The sequence below is a fragment of the Streptomyces sp. H27-D2 genome (assembly GCF_035828615.1).
GTDB lineage: Bacteria > Actinomycetota > Actinomycetes > Streptomycetales > Streptomycetaceae > Streptomyces.
In genome coordinates this window covers 12,883-34,075 of record NZ_JAYMZR010000082.1, presented here as the reverse complement: position 1 = coordinate 34,075, position 21,193 = coordinate 12,883, and the positions used below count along the sequence as shown (strand labels likewise).

Annotated in this window: 9 protein-coding genes; all 9 read left to right on the top strand. The window is 71.9% G+C overall.

The annotated features are described in order from the left end of the window. Positions 1-113: 113 nt before the first annotated feature. The 9 genes from QMK28_RS26120 to QMK28_RS26075 all read left to right on the top strand — a co-directional run bounded on the left by QMK28_RS26120 (position 114) and on the right by QMK28_RS26075 (position 21,159). Positions 114-1,538: a transposase gene (locus QMK28_RS26120; protein ID WP_326442045.1), complete on the top strand. Its 1,425-nt coding sequence runs from the start codon at positions 114-116 to the stop codon at positions 1,536-1,538. Positions 1,539-2,046: 508 nt separating this feature from the next. Beyond that, positions 2,047-4,797, top strand: coding sequence for a helix-turn-helix transcriptional regulator (locus QMK28_RS26110; RefSeq protein ID WP_326442044.1), 2,751 nt, complete (start codon positions 2,047-2,049; stop codon positions 4,795-4,797). Positions 4,798-5,124: 327 nt separating this feature from the next. Further along, positions 5,125-5,337, top strand: coding sequence for an MbtH family protein (locus tag QMK28_RS26105; protein ID WP_326442043.1), 213 nt, complete (start codon positions 5,125-5,127; stop codon positions 5,335-5,337). A gap of 26 nt (positions 5,338-5,363) precedes the next feature. Beyond that, positions 5,364-6,209 (top strand): dimethylargininase, encoded by an 846-nt coding sequence (ddaH, locus tag QMK28_RS26100; protein ID WP_326442042.1) that lies wholly within the window; start codon positions 5,364-5,366, stop codon positions 6,207-6,209. Continuing rightward, on the top strand, positions 6,206-7,237 hold the full coding sequence (locus QMK28_RS26095; protein ID WP_326442041.1) for a TauD/TfdA family dioxygenase: 1,032 nt from the start codon (positions 6,206-6,208) through the stop codon (positions 7,235-7,237). The genes ddaH and QMK28_RS26095 overlap by 4 nt, the downstream gene beginning before the upstream one ends. Further along, the gene (locus QMK28_RS26090; protein WP_326442040.1) at positions 7,230-9,044 is read left to right on the top strand and encodes a non-ribosomal peptide synthetase; all 1,815 of its coding nucleotides are present in this window, start codon (positions 7,230-7,232) and stop codon (positions 9,042-9,044) included. Before QMK28_RS26095 ends, QMK28_RS26090 begins: the two co-directional genes overlap by 8 nt. Then, complete coding sequence (locus QMK28_RS26085; protein ID WP_326442039.1) at positions 9,041-9,853, top strand: thioesterase II family protein; 813 nt, start codon at positions 9,041-9,043, stop codon at positions 9,851-9,853. The genes QMK28_RS26090 and QMK28_RS26085 overlap by 4 nt, the downstream gene beginning before the upstream one ends. A 93-nt stretch (positions 9,854-9,946) precedes the next feature. Further along, on the top strand, positions 9,947-13,132 hold the full coding sequence (locus QMK28_RS26080; protein WP_326442038.1) for a non-ribosomal peptide synthetase: 3,186 nt from the start codon (positions 9,947-9,949) through the stop codon (positions 13,130-13,132). Beyond that, a complete protein-coding gene (locus QMK28_RS26075; RefSeq protein ID WP_326442037.1) occupies positions 13,129-21,159 on the top strand; it encodes a non-ribosomal peptide synthetase in 8,031 nt (2,676 codons plus the stop codon). Before QMK28_RS26080 ends, QMK28_RS26075 begins: the two co-directional genes overlap by 4 nt. Positions 21,160-21,193 lie beyond the last annotated feature (34 nt).

The following is a 21,193-nucleotide window of genomic DNA, read 5'->3' as shown; positions in this document are numbered from 1 at the left end:
AGGGACTTGTGGAGCGCCCGTTGCGTTGAGAGGCGCACGGCGGGTGCGGGAAGCGGTCCGGAGAAACGGACCGGCCGAAAGGTCGGGACCGCGCTCCGGGCCGACTTCACGCCATGGAGCTGGACGACCCCGGCTTCCACCACAGCGTGCTGGCCGATTTCCGTGACCGGCTGACCGAGGTTGACCGCGCCGACCACCTCCTGGACCTTGCCCTGGCCCGTCTCAAGGAGGCCGGCCTCGTGGGCGAACGCACAACGCAGCGCACCGACTCCACCCACGTCCTGGCCGCGGCGCGTGATCTGACCCGCCTGGAGCTGATCACCGAGGCGGTACGCGCCGCGCTGGAAGAAGTCGCTGGCACCTCCCCTCACCTGCTGGACGAGCTGATCGACGAGGAGTGGGGACGTCGCTACGGCCGGCCGGTCCGCCTGGGCAAGAACCCCACCAAGCCCAAGACCAGGATCCTCGCCACAGGCAACGACGCCATCCGGCTCCTGGAACATCTCTACCGGCACGGAGCAGACCGCGCGTCCGGCCCCCGCGTCCAGGCACTGCGCCAGATCATGGCGCAGAACTACCACCGCGACGCCACAGGACACCTGCGCTGGCGCACCGCCGAGACGGAAGACGGGCCCGGGCTGCCGCCTTCGTCCAGGGCGATCGTCTCTCCCTACGACACCTCGGCCCGCTACGCACGTCACGGACACATCATCAGCTGGAAGGGATTCTCCGCTCACCTGACCGAGACGTGTGCTCCCGACAGCCCCAACGTGATCACGGACGTGGCCACCACCGCGGCCACCACACACGACAGTAAAGTCCTGCCCGGCATCCACACCCGCCTGCACCGCCGCGGCCTGCTGCCCGCCGAGCACCTGGTCGACAGCGGCTACACCTCGCTGGTCCACCTGGAACAAGCCGCCCGGGACCACCAGGTCACCGTCATCGGTCCCCTCCCGGGAAACCCTACCCGGCAACATCGCCAAGCCGACGGCTTCGCCCGCGACGACTTCCACATCGACTACGACCGCCAGCAGGTCACCTGCCCCCAAGGACAGGTCAGCCGTGGCTGGCACGGCCCCTACCCGACGTCCTCACCCACCGCGGCCCCGCTGATCGTGGCGAAATTCAGCAAGATCCAGTGTCAGCCCTGCCCCGCCCGCACCCAATGCACCACCTCACGGGAGAACGTCCGCACCGTGGGCTTTCCCCCACGAGAACTCCGAGACCTGCAACTCCGCGTCCGCGCCGAGCAACAGACCCCCGAGTGGAAGATCCGATACGCCGTTCGCTCCGGAGTGGAAGGCACGGTCAACGAGTTCGCCCACGGCCACGGCATGCGCCGCTGCCGCTACCGAGGCCAGAGCAAAGCCCACGTCCAGCATGTCCTGACCGCGATCGCCGTCAACATCGAACGCCTCAGCGGACTACCGCCAGCCGAAGAAGGCCCTCCGCCCCGACATCCGACGGCCTTCCAGAACTACCTCGACCAGCACAAGATCCCACGGCCCACCTCCTGGCGAACCCTGGGCAGCTGAACTCGACAGCCACCAAGATCCCCGACAGAGTCAAGCTCAGGTCACGGCCAAGGTCGCGGGCCCGTACGCGGGAACCGGGCCGAGCAGTGCATCAACCGAGGCACGGCCCTGCCCCGGTCCACCGGATTCGGACCCGTCGGTTCCCACCGCCTTGCGGCCGAGTCGGCGCCTGCGGCACCGCCCGCTGAAACAACTCCCACGACTCGTCCGGCACCAGCCTCTCAACGATCCCCACGAACGACCCAAATGAGATGGCCGCAAAGGAAACGCCTCCGACCTGCGAAAATCGCTGGACAGGACGGGCCGGCAGCACCAGGGAACGCGTCCCTTCCCAGCCAAAGAACATGTACGGGGAACCGATCGCGTCACCTGTCCATCAGTCAGGTCACAGCAGTCGGACCAATTGCGTGATCCACGAGATGCCGGGCTCTGCGTCCGGCGTCGACACGACCGGCGCGCTCAGTCGAGTGGCGCCGTACACATCGAGATGAGGATGAGCGTGGGGGAAGTGCTTCTCGAACGTGAGGAAGCGTTCGGAGCTGCCGCGAGTGCCGGAGCGTCCGCACGGTCCGGCAACGGCCGTTGGCTGAGGCTGGGCGCGGCGACGGGCATGGGCCGTACCGCCCTGCTGGAAGAGGTGGTGCGGCGGGAGGCCGCGGACGGCGTCATGCGTGTCCTGCTCGCGCGCTGTGCGCCGGAGGAATCGGCCTTCCCCTTCGCCCTCGTACGGCAGCTCTTCCCCGAGGCCGGGTACATCCCCTTCGCGGACTCACCGGTCGCCGAGGAACAACGGACCTTCCACCGTCTCGTGACCCACCTCGCCCGCACCGCCGAACGGCAGCCCGTACTCCTGGCCGTCGACGACCTGCACGACGCCGACGCGGCATCACGGCGCTGGATCGGCTACCTGGCCCGCCGCGTGGACACCCTGCCCGTACTCCTGGTCCTCACCGAGTGCCAGGAGAAGGGCACCACCGCGCTGCCCGGGACGACGGGCACCTCCGTGCTGCTCCGCCCGCTCGGCCCGGCAGCCGTCACCCGTCTTGTCCGCGCCCTCGGACACGACGCCGACAGGGCCGAGCTGAGCGTCCAGGCGTGCGCCGGCAGTCCGGCACTGGTGCGCGCCATCCTCTCCGGCCTCCGCGAAGGGGCGCTGCCCCGCCGTCTGTCCGATCTGGCGGGGAGCCGCTATCGCGACGCGATCGCCCACTGGATACAGGTCCGGGCCGACTCGCGGTCGCGCCGCCTGGCCCTCACGCTCGCCATCACCGCGGACGGCTCCACCGCGCTGGACGAAGCCCTGCTCCACGAGACCGCCGGTCTCGGCCCGGAGAGCCGTGCCGCGCTCCCGGCCACCTCCTGCCTCGGCCGTCTCTTCTCCCATCCGCTGGCACGCGAAGCCGCCCTCGCGGCAGCCGACCCGGCCGAACTGGACGCACTGCGCCGCCGCGTCGCCCGCTTACTCGACGAGCGCGGCGCGCCCGCGATGAGCGTCGCCGCTCACTTGGTCCACATCGACCGGCCCGATGAGGAGTGGATGACACAGTCCTTGGAGGACGCCGCCGAGGAGGCCACGCGTGGCGGCATGGTCGATGAGGCCACCGTCCACCTCCGCCATGCCCTCACCGGCCCGCTCCCTCCCGGCCGCCGGGCCGCGCTCGTCCTGCGGCTCGGGGCCCTGGAGTTGCCGCACTGCGCCGACGCCGCGATCCGCAGGCTGCGCGCGGCGCTGGAACTCAATGCCGGTCACAACGAACGCGCCACCGTCGCGCCCGCTCTCGGCGCGGCCCTCGTCGCCCGGGGTCGCGCGGACACCGCCATTCGCATCATGCACCAGGTGGGCAGCGCCATGGACGACGGCGAACTCGTCCGTGTGCTGCAGACCACCGCTGCCGTCATGGCCTCCCACGACGCGGCCGCGTGGCGCAGTGCCGTCGCCCACATGCGTGACCTGGCGGCGACGGCCCCCGCCATCGTCGAACCGCTCGCCTGCGGACTGGTCACCGAATACGAGGCCGGGAACGGCAAGTTGTCGGCAGCCGAGGTCCTCTCGCGGGTGCTGCCACGGCTGGCGGCCCCCGTGGACCCCAGGCTCCGCACCAGCTGGCTGGGATCCGCGGCCACCCTGCTGCAATGGGCCGACCGCCTGGACGAGGCCCGGGCCCTGGCGGAGGGGTCTCTCCCCGCGCCGCCCGCCCTCCCGGACCTGACGGACGTCGGACGGCAGTGCCTGCTCAGCGTGCGGGCCGAGGCAGCCCTGTGGGCCGGTGACTTCCGCCGGGTCATCTCCGAGAACACCCCGCTCCTCGCCGCATGCACCGGGCAGGGGGTCCGCATGCCCCACCTGGTGTCGATGGTGGCCCTCGCGCAATACGAGCTCGGCCACCGGGCCCCCGCCTGGCGGCTGCTGGCCACCCTCGACGAGGACAGCGCCGACAGCTCCTGGGAATGGAACGAACTGCGCTACGCCCGGGCCCTTCTGCACACGGCCGAAGGCCATTGGCAGGCCGCTCTCGACGACTATCTCTCCTGCGGCGCCGGACAGGACGCCCGCGACTTCGTCAGCCCCGTGGCCACCCCCTGGCGATCCGGCGCGGCCATGGTCCTGGTCAGGCTCGGCCAATCGGCGAGAGCCATGGACCTCGCCGAGGAAGAGCTGCGCCACGCACGGACCTGGGGAACAGCCCGCACGGTCGGCCGAGCGCTACGGGCCCGTGCCGCGGCCGTGGGCGGCCGCCGGGGGCTGGAGGCACTCGGCGAGGCCGTGGCCGTGCTGAGGACCGCACCGGCACCCGTGGAACTCATCGAAGCCCTGATCGACCTCGGCCGCGCCCGTATCGACGCGGGGAGCGGTCGCAAGGGCCGCGACGACCTGTGCGAGGCCCTTTCCCTGGCGTTGCGGCTGCTGGCCCCCGGACCCGCCGGACGGCCGGAGCCCGCGGCCACCGCCGGCGCGGCTCAGGTCACCGGGCGCCTGGTCCGGGTCGCCGAGGAAGCTCTGCGGGCCGGGGGTGTCCGCCGGACCCAGCGGGACACGGCCGGCAGCGCCACGCTGACCCGGGCGGAGCGGCGCATCACCGAACTGGCGGTCCGAGGACGGACGAACGCCGAGATCGGCGCGGAGCTCTACCTGGCCCGCCGCACCGTGGAGACCCACCTCACCAACGCCTACCGCAAACTCGGCGTGACGCGCCGCACCCAACTCGCGGCCCACCTGGGCAGGGTGGACATGACCGCGTTCCCCGCAGCCCGGACATGACCGCACCTGCCCGACCGCGCCTGCCGGCTGCCGCCCCGGCGATATGCCCGCAGTGTGTTCGTGGTTTTCCACGATGCCTGACCGCACACCCACCAGGCATCGTAGAGACCGCGCCGGGCAGTGCCCCCACCCCGCCGCACCGCCACGACCCCACGGGGGAATCGGGGCGGTTCTCTCCACGGGCCCGCCCGACCCAACGCACGGAGACATCACCTCCGGTGCGTAGGCGGGCCCTTCCTCCGTACCCCCGGCACACCCGTGCCGGTACGGCGTCGTGCCCGTAGCGCCGCAAGTGCATGAAGAGAAAACACCGGAAAGGGACTTCCCATGGCCAACCCCTTCGAGGACGACGACAGCGAGTACCTGGTGCTGACGAACGAGGAGAACCAGCACTCACTCTGGCCCGCGAGCATCGAGGTGCCCGCCGGCTGGACCGTCACCCACGGCAAGGACACCCGGGCCGCCTGCCTCGACCACATCGAGCGCACTTGGACCGACATGCGCCCGGCCTCCCTGGTCGCCCTCACCCCGCAGTCCTGACCCGCTCCCCGTCCAGAAGGTCCACCATGTCCGCACAGCACCCCACCCGTACGGCCAGCGCCCGGCGCTACCTGATGTGCCGTCCGACGTACTTCACCGTCGACTACCGCATCAACCCCTGGATGGACCCCGCCAAGCCCGTCGACACCGCGCTGGCCGTGCTCCAGTGGGAGCGGCTCCACGCCCTCCACCAGAGCCTCGGCCACACCGTCGAGCTGATCGAGCCGATCCCCGGCCTGCCTGACATGGTCTACGCCGCCAACGGCGCGACCGTCCACGACGGCCGGGTCCTGGGCGCCCGCTTGCGGCACCGGGAGCGGGCCGCAGAAGGCCCCGCGTACGAGCAGTGGTTCCGGAACGCGGGCCACATCGTGGTGAAGACCGCCGAGCACACCAACGAGGGCGAGGGCGACTACCTGGTCGCCGGGGACCGGGTGCTGGCCGGCACGGGCTTCCGCACCGAACCGGCCGCGCACGCCGAGGCCCAGGAGCTGTTCGGCGTCCCCGTCATCAGCCTGACGCTGATCGACCCGCGCTTCTACCACCTCGACACCGCGCTCGCCGTGCTCGACGACGACGAAATCATGTACTACCCGGGAGCCTTCTCGCCCGAAAGCCGGCAAGTGCTGCGGGAGCTGTTCCCCGACGCGATCATCGCCGACGAGGCGGACGCCTGGACCTTCGGCCTCAATGCCGTCTCCGACGGCCTGCACGTCATCCTCCCGCAGGCCGCGACCACCCTGGCCGCCAAATTGGCCGCCCGCGGCTTCGAGCCCATCGGCATCGACCTGTCCGAGCTCCTCAAGGGCGGCGGCAGCGTCAAGTGCTGCACCCTGGAGATCCGCCACCGCTCCTCCGGCAGCCCGCGATGAACGGGCTCTGGACCGTGGAGCCCGGCAGCCCCGCCACCCTCGCGGCACCGCCCATGGCGGACATCGGGGACGCCCTCGCCTGGCTAGAGTCCGTGCACGAGGCGCTGCGCGCCGGACTGCGGGAGCACGGAGCCGTGTACGTACGCGGCCTGCCCGTGCACAGCGTGGAGACCTTCGCCCGCGTCCGCGACCTGCTCCTGCCGCAGCGCACCCCCTACCGGGAGAAGGCCACGCCCCGCAGCGACTTCGGCGGCGGCGTCTACTCCTCCACGGACCTGCCGGCCGCCCAGGCGATCGGAATGCACAACGAGAACAGCTACACCCTCACCTTCCCCGGGCTGCTGCTCTTCGGCTGCCTGACCGCCCCCGAGCAGGGCGGCGCCACCCCCGTCGCCGACTGCCGCGGCGTCCTGCGCGGCCTCCCCGCGCACCTGGTGGAGCGGATGCGGACCCAGGGCTGGCTCCTCAAGCGCGCCTACTCCGATCACATCTCCACCGACTGGCGATCTGCGTTCGCCGCCGATTCCCGGGCCGACGTGGAACGTTACTGCGCCGAGAACCTCATCTCCTGCGCATGGGACGAGGACGGCAACCTCCGCACCACCCAGCTGCGCCCCGGCATCGTCCGCCACCCCGGGACCGACGAGGAGGTGTGGTTCAACCACCTCGCGTTCTGGAGCCAGTGGTCGCTGGACGAGGAGCTCCGCGAAACGCTCGTGGAGGAGTTCGGCCACGACGGCCTGCCCTTCGACACGGCCTTCGGCGACGGCCCGCCGCTCACCCGAGACGAGCTGGACACCATCAGCGCCGCGTACGAGGCGGCCGCGGTGCGCAGGGCGTGGGAAGCGGGCGGCCTGCTGCTCGTCGACAATGTCCTGGCCGCCCACGGCCGCGACCCCTTCCGCGGCGACCGGCGCATCGTGGTGGCCATGGGCGCCCCCGTGGAGCTCGCGGACTGCCGGCCCACCGTCGAGGCCGCCGCCCACGCGCCGCGGCCCGCCGCCGAGGCGGTGGCCTCACATGGCTGAGGCCCGTGAACTGCCTCTGCCCGCCGACCCGGTGGCCCGGTTCCGCCGGACCGTCCGGTCCACCCCGGACCGTACGGCCGTCATCGGGCCGGACGGCACCCTCACCTTCGCCGAGCTGGACGCCCACGCCGCAGATCTCGCCACCCGTCTACGGGCCCTGGGCATCGGGCGGGGCGACCGGGTCGGCGTGAGCGTGCCCCGCGGCGTGGACTGGGTCGTGGCCCCGCTGGCGGTCTGGCGCGCGGGAGCGGCGTACGTCCCCCTCGACCCCGCCTACCCGCACCAGCGGCTCAGCCACATCGCCACCGACGCGGACCTCCGCGCGCTGGTGACCGACGACGCGGCGCCCTCCTGGCTCACCGGTGTGCCGGTCCTCGCCCCCGGCGTCACCGGCGCGACACCCACGGCCCCGGTGGAACCGGCCGCCCTCGACGCGGCGTACGTCATCTACACCTCCGGCTCGACCGGCCGCCCCAAAGGCGTCGAGGTCAGCCGGGGCGGCGTCGCCGCCCTCACCGCCGGCCTGGAGCACTGCGGCGTGTACGCGGCCGGCCACCGGGTCGTCGCCTGGAACGCGAGCATGTCCTTCGACGCCTCCGTCCAGCAGTGGGTCCGCGTGTGCCGCGGCGACACCCTGGTCGTCCTCGACGACGAGGACCGCACCGACCCCCACCGGCTGGCAGCGCTGCTGGCCGGCCACGAGGTGTCCGACCTTGACCTCACCCCCTCCCACTGGGAAGCCCTGGCCGCCCAGTTGCTGCCGCGGACCCCGCCGCAGCGGATGCTGCGCCTGCTGATCGGCGGCGAGCCAATCCCACCGCGCATGTGGCGCACCCTCGCCGACGCCTACGCCGAGGGCCGGATCGAGGCGTTCAACCTCTACGGACCCACCGAGGCCACCGTCGACGCCACGGTCGCCCGCGTCGAGGGCGACGGACCGCACCTGGGCGTCCCCTTGCCCCAGGTCCGGGCGTACGTGCTCGACCCCGCGCTGCGCCCCGCGCCGACGGGCACCGCCGGTGAGCTCTACCTCGCCGGACCGGGCCTGGCACGCGGCTACACCGGCCGGCCGGCGCTCACTGCCGAGCGCTTCGTCGCCGACCCCTTCGCCGCGGTCGGGTCGCGGATGTACCGCACCGGCGACCAGGTCCGCCGGAGCGCCACCGGTGTCCTGGAGTTCCTCGGCCGCGCCGACCGCCAGGTCAAGGTCCGCGGGTTCCGGGTGGAGCTCGGCGAGATCGAGGAGGCCCTGCGCTCCTGCTCCGGCGTGGTCACCGCGGTGGTGACCGTACGCCAGGGGCCGGGTGAGCCCGCGCTCGTCGCCCACTACGTGCCCGCGGCGGGCACGGCTCTCACGGCCGGGGAACTGCGCGCGCACACCGCGACGACGCTGCCCGGCCACATGGTCCCGGCCGCGTTCGTCGCCCTGGACGCCCTGCCGATGACCGTCAACGGCAAGGTCGACGTCCATGCCCTGCCGGAGCCCGATGCCGGTACGGACTGCTCTGGCCCCGGGCCCGACGGTCTCCACGTCCACGGTCTCCACGTCCACGGTCCCGACGGTCTCGACGGCGAGATCGAGGAACTGATCGCCGGGGTGTGGGCGGAGGTCCTCGGCCGCGACGACATCCGCCCCGACGACGACTTCTTCGCCCTCGGCGGCCACTCCCTGGTGGCGCTGCGCGTCGTCTCCCGGCTCAAGAAACGGATCGGCGTCGTCATGCCGACGAAGGACATCTACCGGCACCCGCGCCTGCGCGACCTCGCCGAGCACGCCGCATCGCTGCGCGCGGGGAGGACGGCATGAGCGCCGCACCGGCCACCACGCTGGTCGCCCTGAAACGGACCGGGCAGGCGGAGCGGGCCCTGGTGTGCCTCGGCTTCTGCGGCGGCGGCACGGCCGCCTACCACGAGTGGGCCGCGATGATGCCGCCCGCCACCGATCTCCTCGCCGTCTGCTACCCCGGCCGCGAGGGGCGTTTCGCCGAGGACTTCGCCGACAGCTGGGACGCCCTCGCCGAGGACGTCGTCCGCGCCGCCACGACGACCGGCGTCCCGTACGTCCTCTTCGGGCACAGCATGGGCGGCTGGATGGCCTTCGACGTGACCACCCGGCTCGCGGCGGCGGGCGCCCCCCTGCCGGAAGCACTGGTCGTGTCCTCGTGCAACGCCCCGGACCGCGGCCTGACCGCGCGCGACCGGTTCCCCGACCGGCGCGGCACGGACGACGAACTCCTCACCTGGATGAGCACCCACGGGCTGCTGCCCGCGCACGTCCTCGGCGACGAGGACCTGACGGAAATGGCCGTGGAGCTGATGCGCGCCGACATCCGGGTCCGCGACACCTTCACGTACACCGGGGCGAGGACCACCGTCCCCCTCCAGGTCCTCTCCGGCGCCGGTGACCCGGTCGTCGGCGACGACGCCGGGACCCGCTGGGGCGCCCTCACGACCGCCGCCCACCGGCACGACGTGCTGCCCGGCGGCCACTTCTACACCCCCGAGGTCTGGCGGACCCTCCCGGACCGCATTGCGGCACTCAAGGCTCCGCTCGGACAGCCGCGCACCCCGGCCACCGGGCACACGGACCCGAAGACAGGCGGCCTGAGCGGATGACCGGCGGCACCTCCCCGATCCAGGGGCTGACCGATGCCGCCCGCCGAGCCTCGACCCTCCGGCCGACCGGCCTGCTCCAGAAAGTGATGTGACATGCCCATCGACCAGCACGACGGCGACGGCGCCGACCGCCCCACACACCACGAAGTCGGCCGCGACCCGGCCCCAAACGGCATTCGCCTCGTCGAGGCGTTCCAGCGTCAGGCTGCCCGCACCCCGAGCGCCACTGCGGTCGTGGCCGGAGACGTCGAGCTGACCTACGAGGAGCTCAACACCCGGGTCAACCGGCTGGCCCGTCTGCTCGTCAAGCACGGCGCCGCACCGGAGCGGTTCGTGGCCGTGGCCGTTCCGCGCTCCGTGGACATGGTGGCGGCGCTCCTGGCCGTGCGGAAGACCGGAGCGGCCTACATGCCGGTCGACCCGGAACACCCGGCCGCCCGGATCGCCTTCACGCTGGCCGACGCCGCCCCTCACCTGGTGCTGACCACCCGTGCGGCGGCGGGTGCCCTGCCGACCGCCGAGGACGGCCCCCGCAGGATCGTCCTGGACGGCCCGGAGTGCCGGCTCCTGCTCGCGGACCGTCCGAGCTCCGACCCGGCCGCGGCGGATCTCCGGTTGCCGTGCGACCCCAGGCACCCCGCGTACGTCATCCACACCTCGGGCTCCACCGGCCTGCCCAAGGGCGTCGTCGTCCCTGTCTCCGCGCTGGACGCCTTCCTCACCGACATGTCCACCCGGTTCCCTCTGACGTCCGAGGACCGGCTGGTCGCGGTGACGACCCTGTCGTTCGACATCGCGGCCCTGGAGATCTTCCTGCCTCTGGTCTCCGGCGCCGCCGTGGTGCTGGCCGACCGGGACGTGGTACGCGACCCGGCGGCGCTCGCCGGCCTGGTGACCTCGGCCGGAGGCACCGTCCTCCAGGCGACCCCGTCGTTGTGGCGTCTCCTGCTGACCCACGCTCCGAAGGCGCTGCGCGGGCTCCGGATGCTCGTCGGCGGTGAGGCACTGCCTCCCGACCTGGCCGCGACGATGGCCACGACCGGCAGCGAGGTGACCAACCTGTACGGTCCGACCGAGACGACGATCTGGTCCACGGCGGCGCGTCTCGGCGACCGGCTCGGAAGCCCGGCCATCGGCCGTCCGCTGCGCGGCACCCTCGTCCACGTCCTGGACAAGGCCCTGCGCCCGGTCGCTGCCCAGGTCCCCGGCGAGCTCTACGTCTCCGGGGCCGGTCTGGCCCGCGGCTATCTGGGCCGGCCGGGAATGACGGCCGAGCGCTTCGTCGCCGACCCGTTCGGCGGGCCCGGCAGCCGGATGTACCGGACCGGCGACCTCGCGCGCTGGGGGACGGACGGTGAACTGGAGTACTTGGGGCGCAGCGACCAGCAGGTGAAGGTGCGCGGTCACCGGATCGAGCCCGGGGAGATCGAGGCCGTCCTGGCCGAGCACGACCATGTCGCGCAGGCCGCCGTGGTGGCCCGCGAGGATACCCCTGGCGAGCCGCGCCTGGTCGCCTATGTCGTGCCCACCGGGCGAGCCGAGCGCGACGAGGCGAGTGAACTCCGGCAAGTCCAGGAGTGGTTGAGCGTCTACGAGGACGTCTACCGAGACGAAGCGACTGCGGGCGAGTTCGGCGAGAACTTCGCCGTATGGACCAGCGTCTACGACGGCACCCCCATCCCGCTGGAACAGATGCGCGTCTGGCGGGGCTACATCCTGGACCGCGTTCGTTCGCTCGGACCGCGTCGGGTTCTGGAGCTCGGAGTCGGCAACGGCCTCATCCTGGCCCATCTGGCGCCGCATTGTGAGGCGTACTGGGGCACCGACTTCTCCGTGGAGGTCATCGACGGACTTCGAGAGGGTCTCGCCGGACAGCCGCATCTGGCGGGGAAGGTCGAACTGCGGGCCCAGGCGGCCCATGTGGTCGACGGTCTGCCGGAGGACTACTTCGACACCATCATCCTCAACTCGGTTCTTCAGCACTTCCCGAACGCCGACTACCTCGTGGAGGTCATCGAGCGGGCGATCGGGCTGCTCGCCCCCGGGGGCCGGCTCTTCGTCGGGGACGTCCGCAATCTGCGGCTGCACCGCTGCCTCATGACCGCCGTCGAGTTGCACCGGCGTGGCGGTGACACGGGTCTGGACGCGGTGCGCCGGGCGGTCGAACAGGCCCTGGTCATGGAGAAGGAGCTTCTGGTCGACCCAGACTTCTTCGCGGCGTTCGGCGAGGGCTCGGACGAGGTGGCGGCCGTCGACATCCAGCTCAAGCGGGGCCTTTACCACAACGAGCTCTCCCGCCATCGCTATGACGCGGTCCTGCACAAGCGCCCCCGGGCACCGCTCGTCCCAGCCGAGGAGACCGTACTGCGCTGGGGCGGCGAGCTCGCGTCCGTCGCGGAGGTGGCCGCGTTCCTCGGCTCCCGCCGTCCGGCCGCGCTGCGGGTGACCGGGGTGCCGCACCTCGGCCTCGCCGGTGAACTGGCCGCGCTGCGCATGCTGGACGCCGGCGAGGACTCCGAAGCCGTACTGGCCGTACTGCGCGGCCAGGGGCCGCTCGACGGCGTGGACGCCGAGGAGCTGTACCAGCTGGGCGAGCGGCTCGGATACCGGACCGCCGTCACCTGCGGGGCCGCCGCTCACACCGGTGCCATGGAGGCGTTGTTCGTCGACGCGGGCGCCTCGGGCCGCACGGACGCGGTGGCCGATCCGGTGCCCGCCTACCGCCGCACCGCACCGGGCGGTGTGCCGCTCGCCGCGTACGCCAACGACCCGGTCGGCTCCCGCCGGGTGGGCTCGCTGGTCTCCGCGCTCCGTGAGCACCTGCGCGAACGGCTGCCGGAACACATGGTCCCCGCCGCCTTCGTACCGCTGGAATCACTGCCGCTCACCCCGAACGGGAAGCTCGACCGTAAGGCCCTGCCTGCCCCGGACCTCCGCGCGGGTACCCCGGGCCGCGGGCCGAGCACTCCGCGGGAGCAGCTGCTGTGCGCGGTCTTCGCCGAGGTGCTCGGCCTCGCCTCGGTCGGCGTCGACGACTCGTTCGTGGAGCTCGGCGGGGACAGCATCATCTCCATTCAACTGGCCTCCAGGGCACGCGAGTCCGGCCTGGTGATCACCCCTCAAGAGATCTTCCTGCACCGCACGGTCGAGGCCCTCGCCAAGATCGCCGGATCACCCAGCGCACAGGACCCCGGACCGGGCGAGGGGGCCTTGCCGGTGATCGACCAGGACGAGTTCGACGAGATCGTGCGCGGCATCGAAGGTGGGACGTGGGCGTGAAGCAGCCGGAGATCGAGGACATCCTGCCGCTGACTCCGCTCCAGGAAGGGCTGTTGTTCCACACACGGCTCGACCACGAGGAGCGCGGCCTCTACATCGACCAGTACGTCGTCGAGTTGCACGGCGAACTCGACGCGGCGCGGCTGAAGGCGTCGGCCGCCGCCCTGATGGCCCGCCATCCCGCACTGCGAACCGGATTCACCCACCGCAAGACCGGTGAGCCGGTCCAGGTCGTCCACCGGGACGTCCCCGTGAGCTGGCACGAGATCGACCTGCGGCAGCTCGGCTCCGGACCCGCCGAGACGCGGGCCGATGAACTGGCGGACCAGGACCGGGCGCTCGGCGTGCACCTCGGCAAGCCGCCCCTGCTGCGCCACACCCTGATCACCTTGGCTCCCCGGCACCACCGGCTCATCCTGACGGCTCATCACATCGTGGTGGACGGCTGGTCGTTCACCATCCTCTTCGACGAGCTGTTCGCCCTGTACGCGCAGGAGTCTTCCGGGCCCGCACCGCGGGTGGAGGTGTCCCTCCTGCCCCCGGCCCGCCCCTACCGCGACCACCTGCTCTGGCTGGCCGGACGGGACCGGCCGGCGGCCGAACACGCCTGGCGCACGACACTGGCCGGGCTTCAGGACCCCACACTCATCGCCCCGCCGGGCCGAGCCGCGACGCACCCGGCGGGGACGACGGCCGAAAACATCGTCGTGCGGCTCGCCGAAGCCACCGGCACGGCCCTCGTGGAGCGGGCCCGCCGGTCCGGGGTGCTGCTCAGCAACGTCTTCCAGGCATCCTGGGCGGTGGTGCTCGGCGAGGTCACCGGCCGCGACGATGTGGTGTTCGGTTGCACCGTCAGCGGGCGGAGCCCCGAACTCCCCGGGGCCGACACCATGGTGGGCCTGCTCATCAACACCGTTCCGGTCCGCGCCCGGCTCGCTCCCGGCCTCTCCCTGCGCGCCCTGGGCGAGCAGCTCCAGGACCAGCGCATGGGGCTCCTGGAGCACGATCACCGGTCCCTGACCGACATCCAGCGCACCGCCGGCCTCCAGGGGCCGCTGTTCGACACCAACGTGGTCATCGACAACTTTCCGGTGAACGCCTCCCCCGCCCTGCCAGGCCGGGACCTCGACGTGTCCATCAGGTTCCGGGACACTCCGACGCACTTCCCGCTCACCCTGGTCGTCGAACCGGGAGCCCGGCTCGAGGTGCGCCTGAACTACCGCGGCGAGCTCATCGACCGGGCACAGGTGGAGCGGCTCGCCACCCGGCTCGCACGGCTCCTGGAGCAGTGGGCCGTCGACCCCGGCCGCACCCTCGGAGAGCTCGACCCTCTCGACGGGGACGAGCGCGACCGCGTCCTGTGGGCGTGGAACGACACCGCGCGGCCACTGCCCCGCACCACCCTGCCGAAGCTGTTCGAGGCCCAGGTCGCCCGGACCCCGGACGCGACCGCCGTGGTCTTCGAGGACGAACGCCTCAGCTACGCCGCCCTGGACGCCCGGGCGACCCGCCTGGCCGGGCTGCTGACCGCACGGGGCATCGGCCCCGAGGACGTCGTGGCAGTAGCTGTGCCGCGTTCGGCCGACCTCGTCGTGGCCCTGTACGGGGTGATCAAGGCAGGCGCCGCCTATCTGCCGATCGACCAGGGCCAGCCCGCGCAGCGGATCGAGGGCATACTGGCCGACGCGGCACCGGCCCTGCTGATCACCACCGGCGACGTGGGGCGGAGCCTGCCGCCGGGCCCGGTCCCGAGACTCGTCCTCGACGGGCCGTCGTCCACCGCTCCGGCCGTCCCCCCACGGCGTACCCCGCTCACCCCGGACCACCCGGCCTACATGATCTTCACCTCCGGGTCGACCGGCCGCCCCAAGGGCGTTCTGGTTCCGCACGCGGCCATCGTCAACCGGCTGCTGTGGATGCAGGAGGAGTACGCCCTCACCGCCGACGACCGCGTCCTCCAGAAGACACCGAGCGGCTTCGACGTGTCGGTGTGGGAGTTCTTCTGGCCCCTGATCACCGGTGCCGCGCTCGTCGTCGCCGAGCCGGACGGCCACAAGGACCCCGCCTACCTCGCCGGTCTCATCACCCGGGAATCCGTCACCACCGCCCACTTCGTCCCCTCGATGCTCAGCGCCTTCCTCCAGGAACCGGCCGCCCGCGCCACCGCGAGCACGCTCCGCCGGGTCGTGTGCAGCGGCGAGGCACTCCCGCCCGAGACCCAGGCAGCGTTCTTCGACACCCTCGACGGAGTGGAGCTCCACAACCTTTACGGGCCCACGGAGGCCTCCGTCGACGTGACCCTGTGGCCCTGCCGCCCCGACCCGGCGGCGACCACCGTCCCCATCGGCCGCCCCGCCGCCAATACCCACGCCTACGTCCTCGACGGCCAGCTGCGACCGGTGGCCCCCGGCACCACCGGCGAGCTCTACGTGACCGGCGTCCAGCTGGCCCGCGGCTACGTCGGCCGGCCGGCCCTGACCGCGGAGCGGTTCGTCGCCTGCCCGTTCGAACCCGGCGCCCGCATGTACCGGACCGGCGACCTCGTACGCTGGACCGGCCACGGCATCCTGGAATTCTTCGGCCGCGCGGACGACCAGGTGAAGATCCGGGGATTCCGCATCGAACTCGGCGAGGTGGAGACCGCGGCCGTCCGCTGCACCGGCGTCGCCCGGGCCGCCGTCGTCGTCCGCGAGGACCGGCCCGGCGACCGGCGCCTGGTCGCCTATGTGGTGCCCGCCCCCGGCGCCGAACTCCGGCCCGCCCGGCTGAGGAAGGAACTGGCCGAGGTCCTGCCGGAGCACATGGTGCCGTCCGCCGTGGTCGTCATGGCCGCCCTTCCGGTGACCGCCAACGGCAAGCTGGACCGCAAGGCCCTGCCCGTCCCCGACCACGGCGCCGCGCGCGGCGGCCGCAGGCCCCGCCCCGGACGGGAGGAGATCCTCGCGGGTCTCTTCGCCGGCGTGCTGGGCCTGCCCGAGGTGGGCGCCGAGGACGACTTCTTCGCCCTGGGCGGCAACTCCCTCCTCGCCATGCGACTCGTCACCCAAGCCCGCAGGGCCTTCGGCGTCGAGCTCGGCATCCGCGAGGTGTTCGCCGACCCCACGGTCGCGGGACTCGCCGCACGGGCCGGCAGCGCACGGCAGGCGCGGCCCCCGCTGCGCCCCATGCCCCTGCCCGAGGAGCTGCCCCTGTCCTTCGCCCAGCTCCGGCTGTGGTTCCTCAACCGCCTCGAAGGCCACACCCCGGACTACCACTGCATGAGGGAGACCAGACTGCGCGGACGGATCGACGTGGACGCCCTGCGCGCCGCGCTCGGCGACATCGTCACGCGCCACGAAACGCTGCGCACGGTCTATCCCGAGTCCGCCGGCGCGCCCCGCCAGACGGTGCTGCCCGCGGACGCGACCGGTGTCGGCCTCATCGTCATCGATCGCCCCGAGCCGGACCTCGCCAGCGCGGCCGCCTCCGCCGCAACGCGTGCCTTCGACCTGGCCGTCGAAGTCCCCTTCCGGGCCACCCTGCTCACAGCGGGCCCGGACGAGCACCACCTGGTCCTGGCCATCCACCACATCGCCACCGACGGCTGGTCGTGGGAACCTCTGCTGCGCGACCTCGCCACGGCCTACGAGGCCAGGCACACCGGCCGGTCCCCACAGTGGGAACCGCTGCCGGTCCGCTACATCGACTACACCCTGTGGCAGCGCGAGCTCCTCGGCACGGAGGACGACCCGGACAGCATACTGAGCCGCCAACTGGGCTTCTGGCGAAAAGCGCTGGCGGGTGCACCGGCGGAGCTGGCGCTCCCCTTCGACCACCCCCGCCCGGCCGTCGCGAGCTATGCGGGAAGTTCGGTTCCGGTAGCGCTGGACTCTGCCTTGCATGCCCGGCTGACGGGGTTGGCAAGGGAGAACGGCTGCACCCTGTTCATGGTGCTGCAAGCAGGCCTCGCCGTACTCCTGTCCCGCCTCGGCACCGGTACCGACATCCCCATCGGCACACCGGTCGCAGGCCGGACGGACGAAGCACTCGACGACCTCGTCGGCTTCTTCATCAACACCCTCGTCCTGCGCACCGACCTCTCCGGCGACCCCGACTTCGTGGAACTGCTGGCCCGCGTCCGCGAAACCGACCTCGCCGCATACGAACACCAAGACGTGCCCTTCGAACGCGTCGTCGAAGCCCTCAACCCCGACCGCTCCCCCACCCGCCACCCCCTCTTCCAGGTCATGATGACCCTGGAGAGCGGCCCCGGCACGACCCTGAACCTGCCCGGCGTCGGGGCCGAGGAACGGCCGGTCAGCTGGGACACCACGAAGTTCGACCTGACCGTGGACTTCCAGGAACACCGCACCGCCGAAGGCGCGCCCGCCGGGGTCAGTGGCGCACTCGAATACGCGACGGACCTCTTCGACACGGAGACCGCCGGGAACATGGCGGCGAGCCTCGTCCGGGTGCTGGAACAACTGGCCGCCGACCCGCGCCGCCCCGTCAGCGAGGCGGAACCGCTGTCCGCCGAGGACCGCGAGCGGATCCTGGTCCACTGGAACGACGTCACACTGCCCACCCCCGAAGCGACGCTTCCGCAGCTGTTCGAGGCCCAGGCGGCGCGCACTCCCGATGCCACGGCGGTCGTCCACGAGAGCGCCGCGCTGACCTTCGCCGAGCTCAACGCGAAGGCCAACCGCCTGGCCCACGCACTGGCCGAGCGCGGTGCCGGGCCGGAGAGCGTCATCGCGCTGGCGTTGCCGAGGTCCGCCGAATCGATCGTGGCACTCCTCGCAGTCCTTAAGGCGGGCGCGCCGTCCGTCCCCGTCGATCTGGAGTACCCGGCGGAGCGCATCGCCCTGCTCCTGCAGGACGCGGCACCGGCCCTCGTCGTCACCGACTCCGCCACGGTCGCCGCCCTGCCGCCCGCCCCCGGCGCACACCACGTACTCACGGACGATCCGGCGACCGCGCAACAGCCGGCCGGCAACCTCGGTCGCGAGGTACTGCCGGGCAACGCGGCGTACATCATCTACACCTCCGGCTCCACCGGCCGTCCCAAGGGCGTGGTCATCGACCACGCGGGCCTGCGCAACCTCTACACGCACCACCGCGCCGGCATCATCGCCCGAGCCGAGGAGTCCCACGGCGACCGCCGGATGCGGGTGGCGCTGACGGCTTCTCTGTCCTTCGACACCTCCTGGGAGGGGCTCCTGTGGATGGTCGCAGGCCATGAACTGCACGTCATCGCCGATGACATCCGCCGCGACGCGGGCGCCATGACGCGGCACATCGCCGAGACCGGCATCGACGTCCTCGACGTCACACCCACCTACGCCGAACAGCTCATCGAGGAGGGCATGCTGGCCGACGCACGCCACCGGCCCCGGGTGCTCCAGGTCGGTGGCGAAGCGGCCGGCTCCGCTCTGTGGACACGAGTCAGGGAAGCGGACGACATGCTCTGCTACAACATCTACGGCCCGACCGAGTGCACGATCGACGCCCTGTGGTGGGACGCCGCGAACAGCGAACGACCCCTGATCGGTCTGCCGCTCGCCAACACCCGCGTCTACGTCCTCGACGCGGCGCTGCGACCAGTGGCCCCCGGCGTCGAAGGCGAACTCTACGTAAGCGGCGTTCAACTGGCCCGCGGCTACCTCAACCGCCCGGCGTTGACGGCACAGCGCTTCGTGGCCTGCCCCTTCGCGGCCGGCGAGCGCATGTACCGTACGGGCGACCTCGTCCGATGGGGACACGGCGGCGCCCTGGAATTCATCGGCCGAGCCGACGACCAAGTCAAGATCCGCGGCTTCCGCATCGAACTCGGCGAGATAGAAGCCGCCTTGTCACGGATACCGGAAGTGGCACAGGCAGCAGTATCCGTCAGAGAAGACGGCCCGGGTGGCGAACGGCTCGTGGCGTACACCGTGCCGGTGGCGGGCCACGAGTTGGAGGCGACGGCACTGCGCAGGCGGCTGGCGTCCACGCTGCTGGCCCACATGGTGCCGTCCGCCTTCGTCATCCTGGAGACACTCCCGGTAACACCGAACGGCAAGCTGGACCGGGCAGCACTCCCACGCCCCGACCACACAGCAACAACCGCATCGCGCGCACCACGCACACCACAGGAAGAGATCCTCACCGGACTCTTCGCCGCAGTGCTCGGCATACCCGAAGTGGGTGTCGACGACAGCTTCTTCGACCTCGGCGGACACTCCCTCCTCGCCACCCGCCTCATCTCCCGCGCCCGGACGGCACTCGGAGTCGAGGTGGGCCTGCGCGACCTGTTCCAGGCGCAGACGCCCGCCGCGCTCGCCGAACTGACGAAGGCCGCCGACCGTGCCGGCCTGCCGCTCCTGCGGCGGCAGCGCCCCGACCACCCGCCGCTGTCCTTCGCCCAGCACCGCCTGTGGTTCATCCACCAGGCCGAGGAGAAGGCCGCCAACTACAACATGCCCTTCGCCGTGCGGCTCCACGGCGCCCCGGACCACACCGCCCTCGCCGCGGCCCTGAGCGATGTCGTCGCACGGCACGAGGTGCTGCGCACCCTGTTCCCCGAGGCGGACGGCCACCCGGCCCTTCGCGTCCTGCCCCCGGACCAGGCCCGCCCCCGCCTCGTCATCGAGGACGTCAGCGAGGCGGAGCTGAGCGGGTCCGTGGCAGCGACAGTCGCCCACCGTTTCGACCTGACGTTCGAAATCCCCCTTCAGGTACGGCTGTTCCGGCTGGGTGAGGACGAGCACATCCTGCTCCTGGTGCTGCATCACATCGCTTCCGACGGCTGGTCGATGGAACCCCTCCTGCGGGACCTGGCGCGGGCGTACGCGGACCGCGCGCAGGGGAACGCCCCCGCATGGGCGCCGTTGCCGGTGCAGTACGTGGACTACACCCTGTGGCAGCGCGAACTCCTGGGCACGGAGGACGACCCGGACAGCCTGCTCAACCACCAACTGAGCTTCTGGCAGAAGACACTGGTAGACGCGCCCGCAGAACTTGCGCTCCCCTTCGACCACCCCCGCCCGGCCGTCGCGAGCTATGCGGGAAGTTCGGTTCCGGTAGCGCTGGACTCTGCCTTGCATGCCCGGCTGACGGGGTTGGCAAGGGAGAACGGCTGCACCCTGTTCATGGTGCTGCAAGCAGGCCTCGCCGTACTCCTGTCCCGCCTCGGCACCGGTACCGACATCCCCATCGGCACACCGGTCGCAGGCCGGACGGACGAAGCACTCGACGACCTCGTCGGCTTCTTCATCAACACCCTCGTCCTGCGCACCGACCTCTCCGGCGACCCCAACTTCGTGGAACTGCTGGCCCGCGTCCGCGAAACCGACCTCGCCGCATACGAACACCAAGACGTGCCCTTCGAACGCGTCGTCGAAGCCCTCAACCCCGACCGCTCCCCCACCCGCCACCCCCTCTTCCAGGTCATGCTCCAACTCCAGAACGGCACCGACGACACCCTCACCCTGCCCGGGCTGACCGCCACTTCCCAGCCGGTCGCCTTCGACGTCGCCAAGTTCGACCTCACCCTCGACATGGCCGAACGTCACGGCAGCGACGGAACACCGGACGGCCTGCACGGCGAACTGACCTACGCCACCGCCTTGTTCGCCCGGGAGACCGCGCGGCAGCTGGCCACGGACCTCGAAACGCTCTTTGGTCGCGTCGCCGCCGAACCCGCCCGGCCGCTCAGCACGCTCGACGGACTGCCGTCCCCGCGCACGGCTGCCCGTGTCACCGACGAGGCTCTCCCGACGTCACCCGAGCCACAGCCGGAAGGGACTGGTGAAGGCGCGACGGAGCAAGCACTGTGCGCGCTCTTCGCCGAGGTCCTCAAGGTCGGATCCGTCGCCCCCGACGACAACTTCTTCGCCCTCGGCGGGCACTCCCTGCAAGTGACCAGGCTCATCAGCCGGGTCCGGGCGGAGCTCGGCTTGGAGCTGCGCATCCGCCAGGTGTTCGAGAACCCCACCCCGGCCGGTGTCGCCGCCCGCCTGACCGCTGCCCCGAAGGCGCGCCCCGCGCTGCGCCGCTCGTCCGTCTGACCCCGACGTCGAGTACGCGCACCTCTAGGAGATC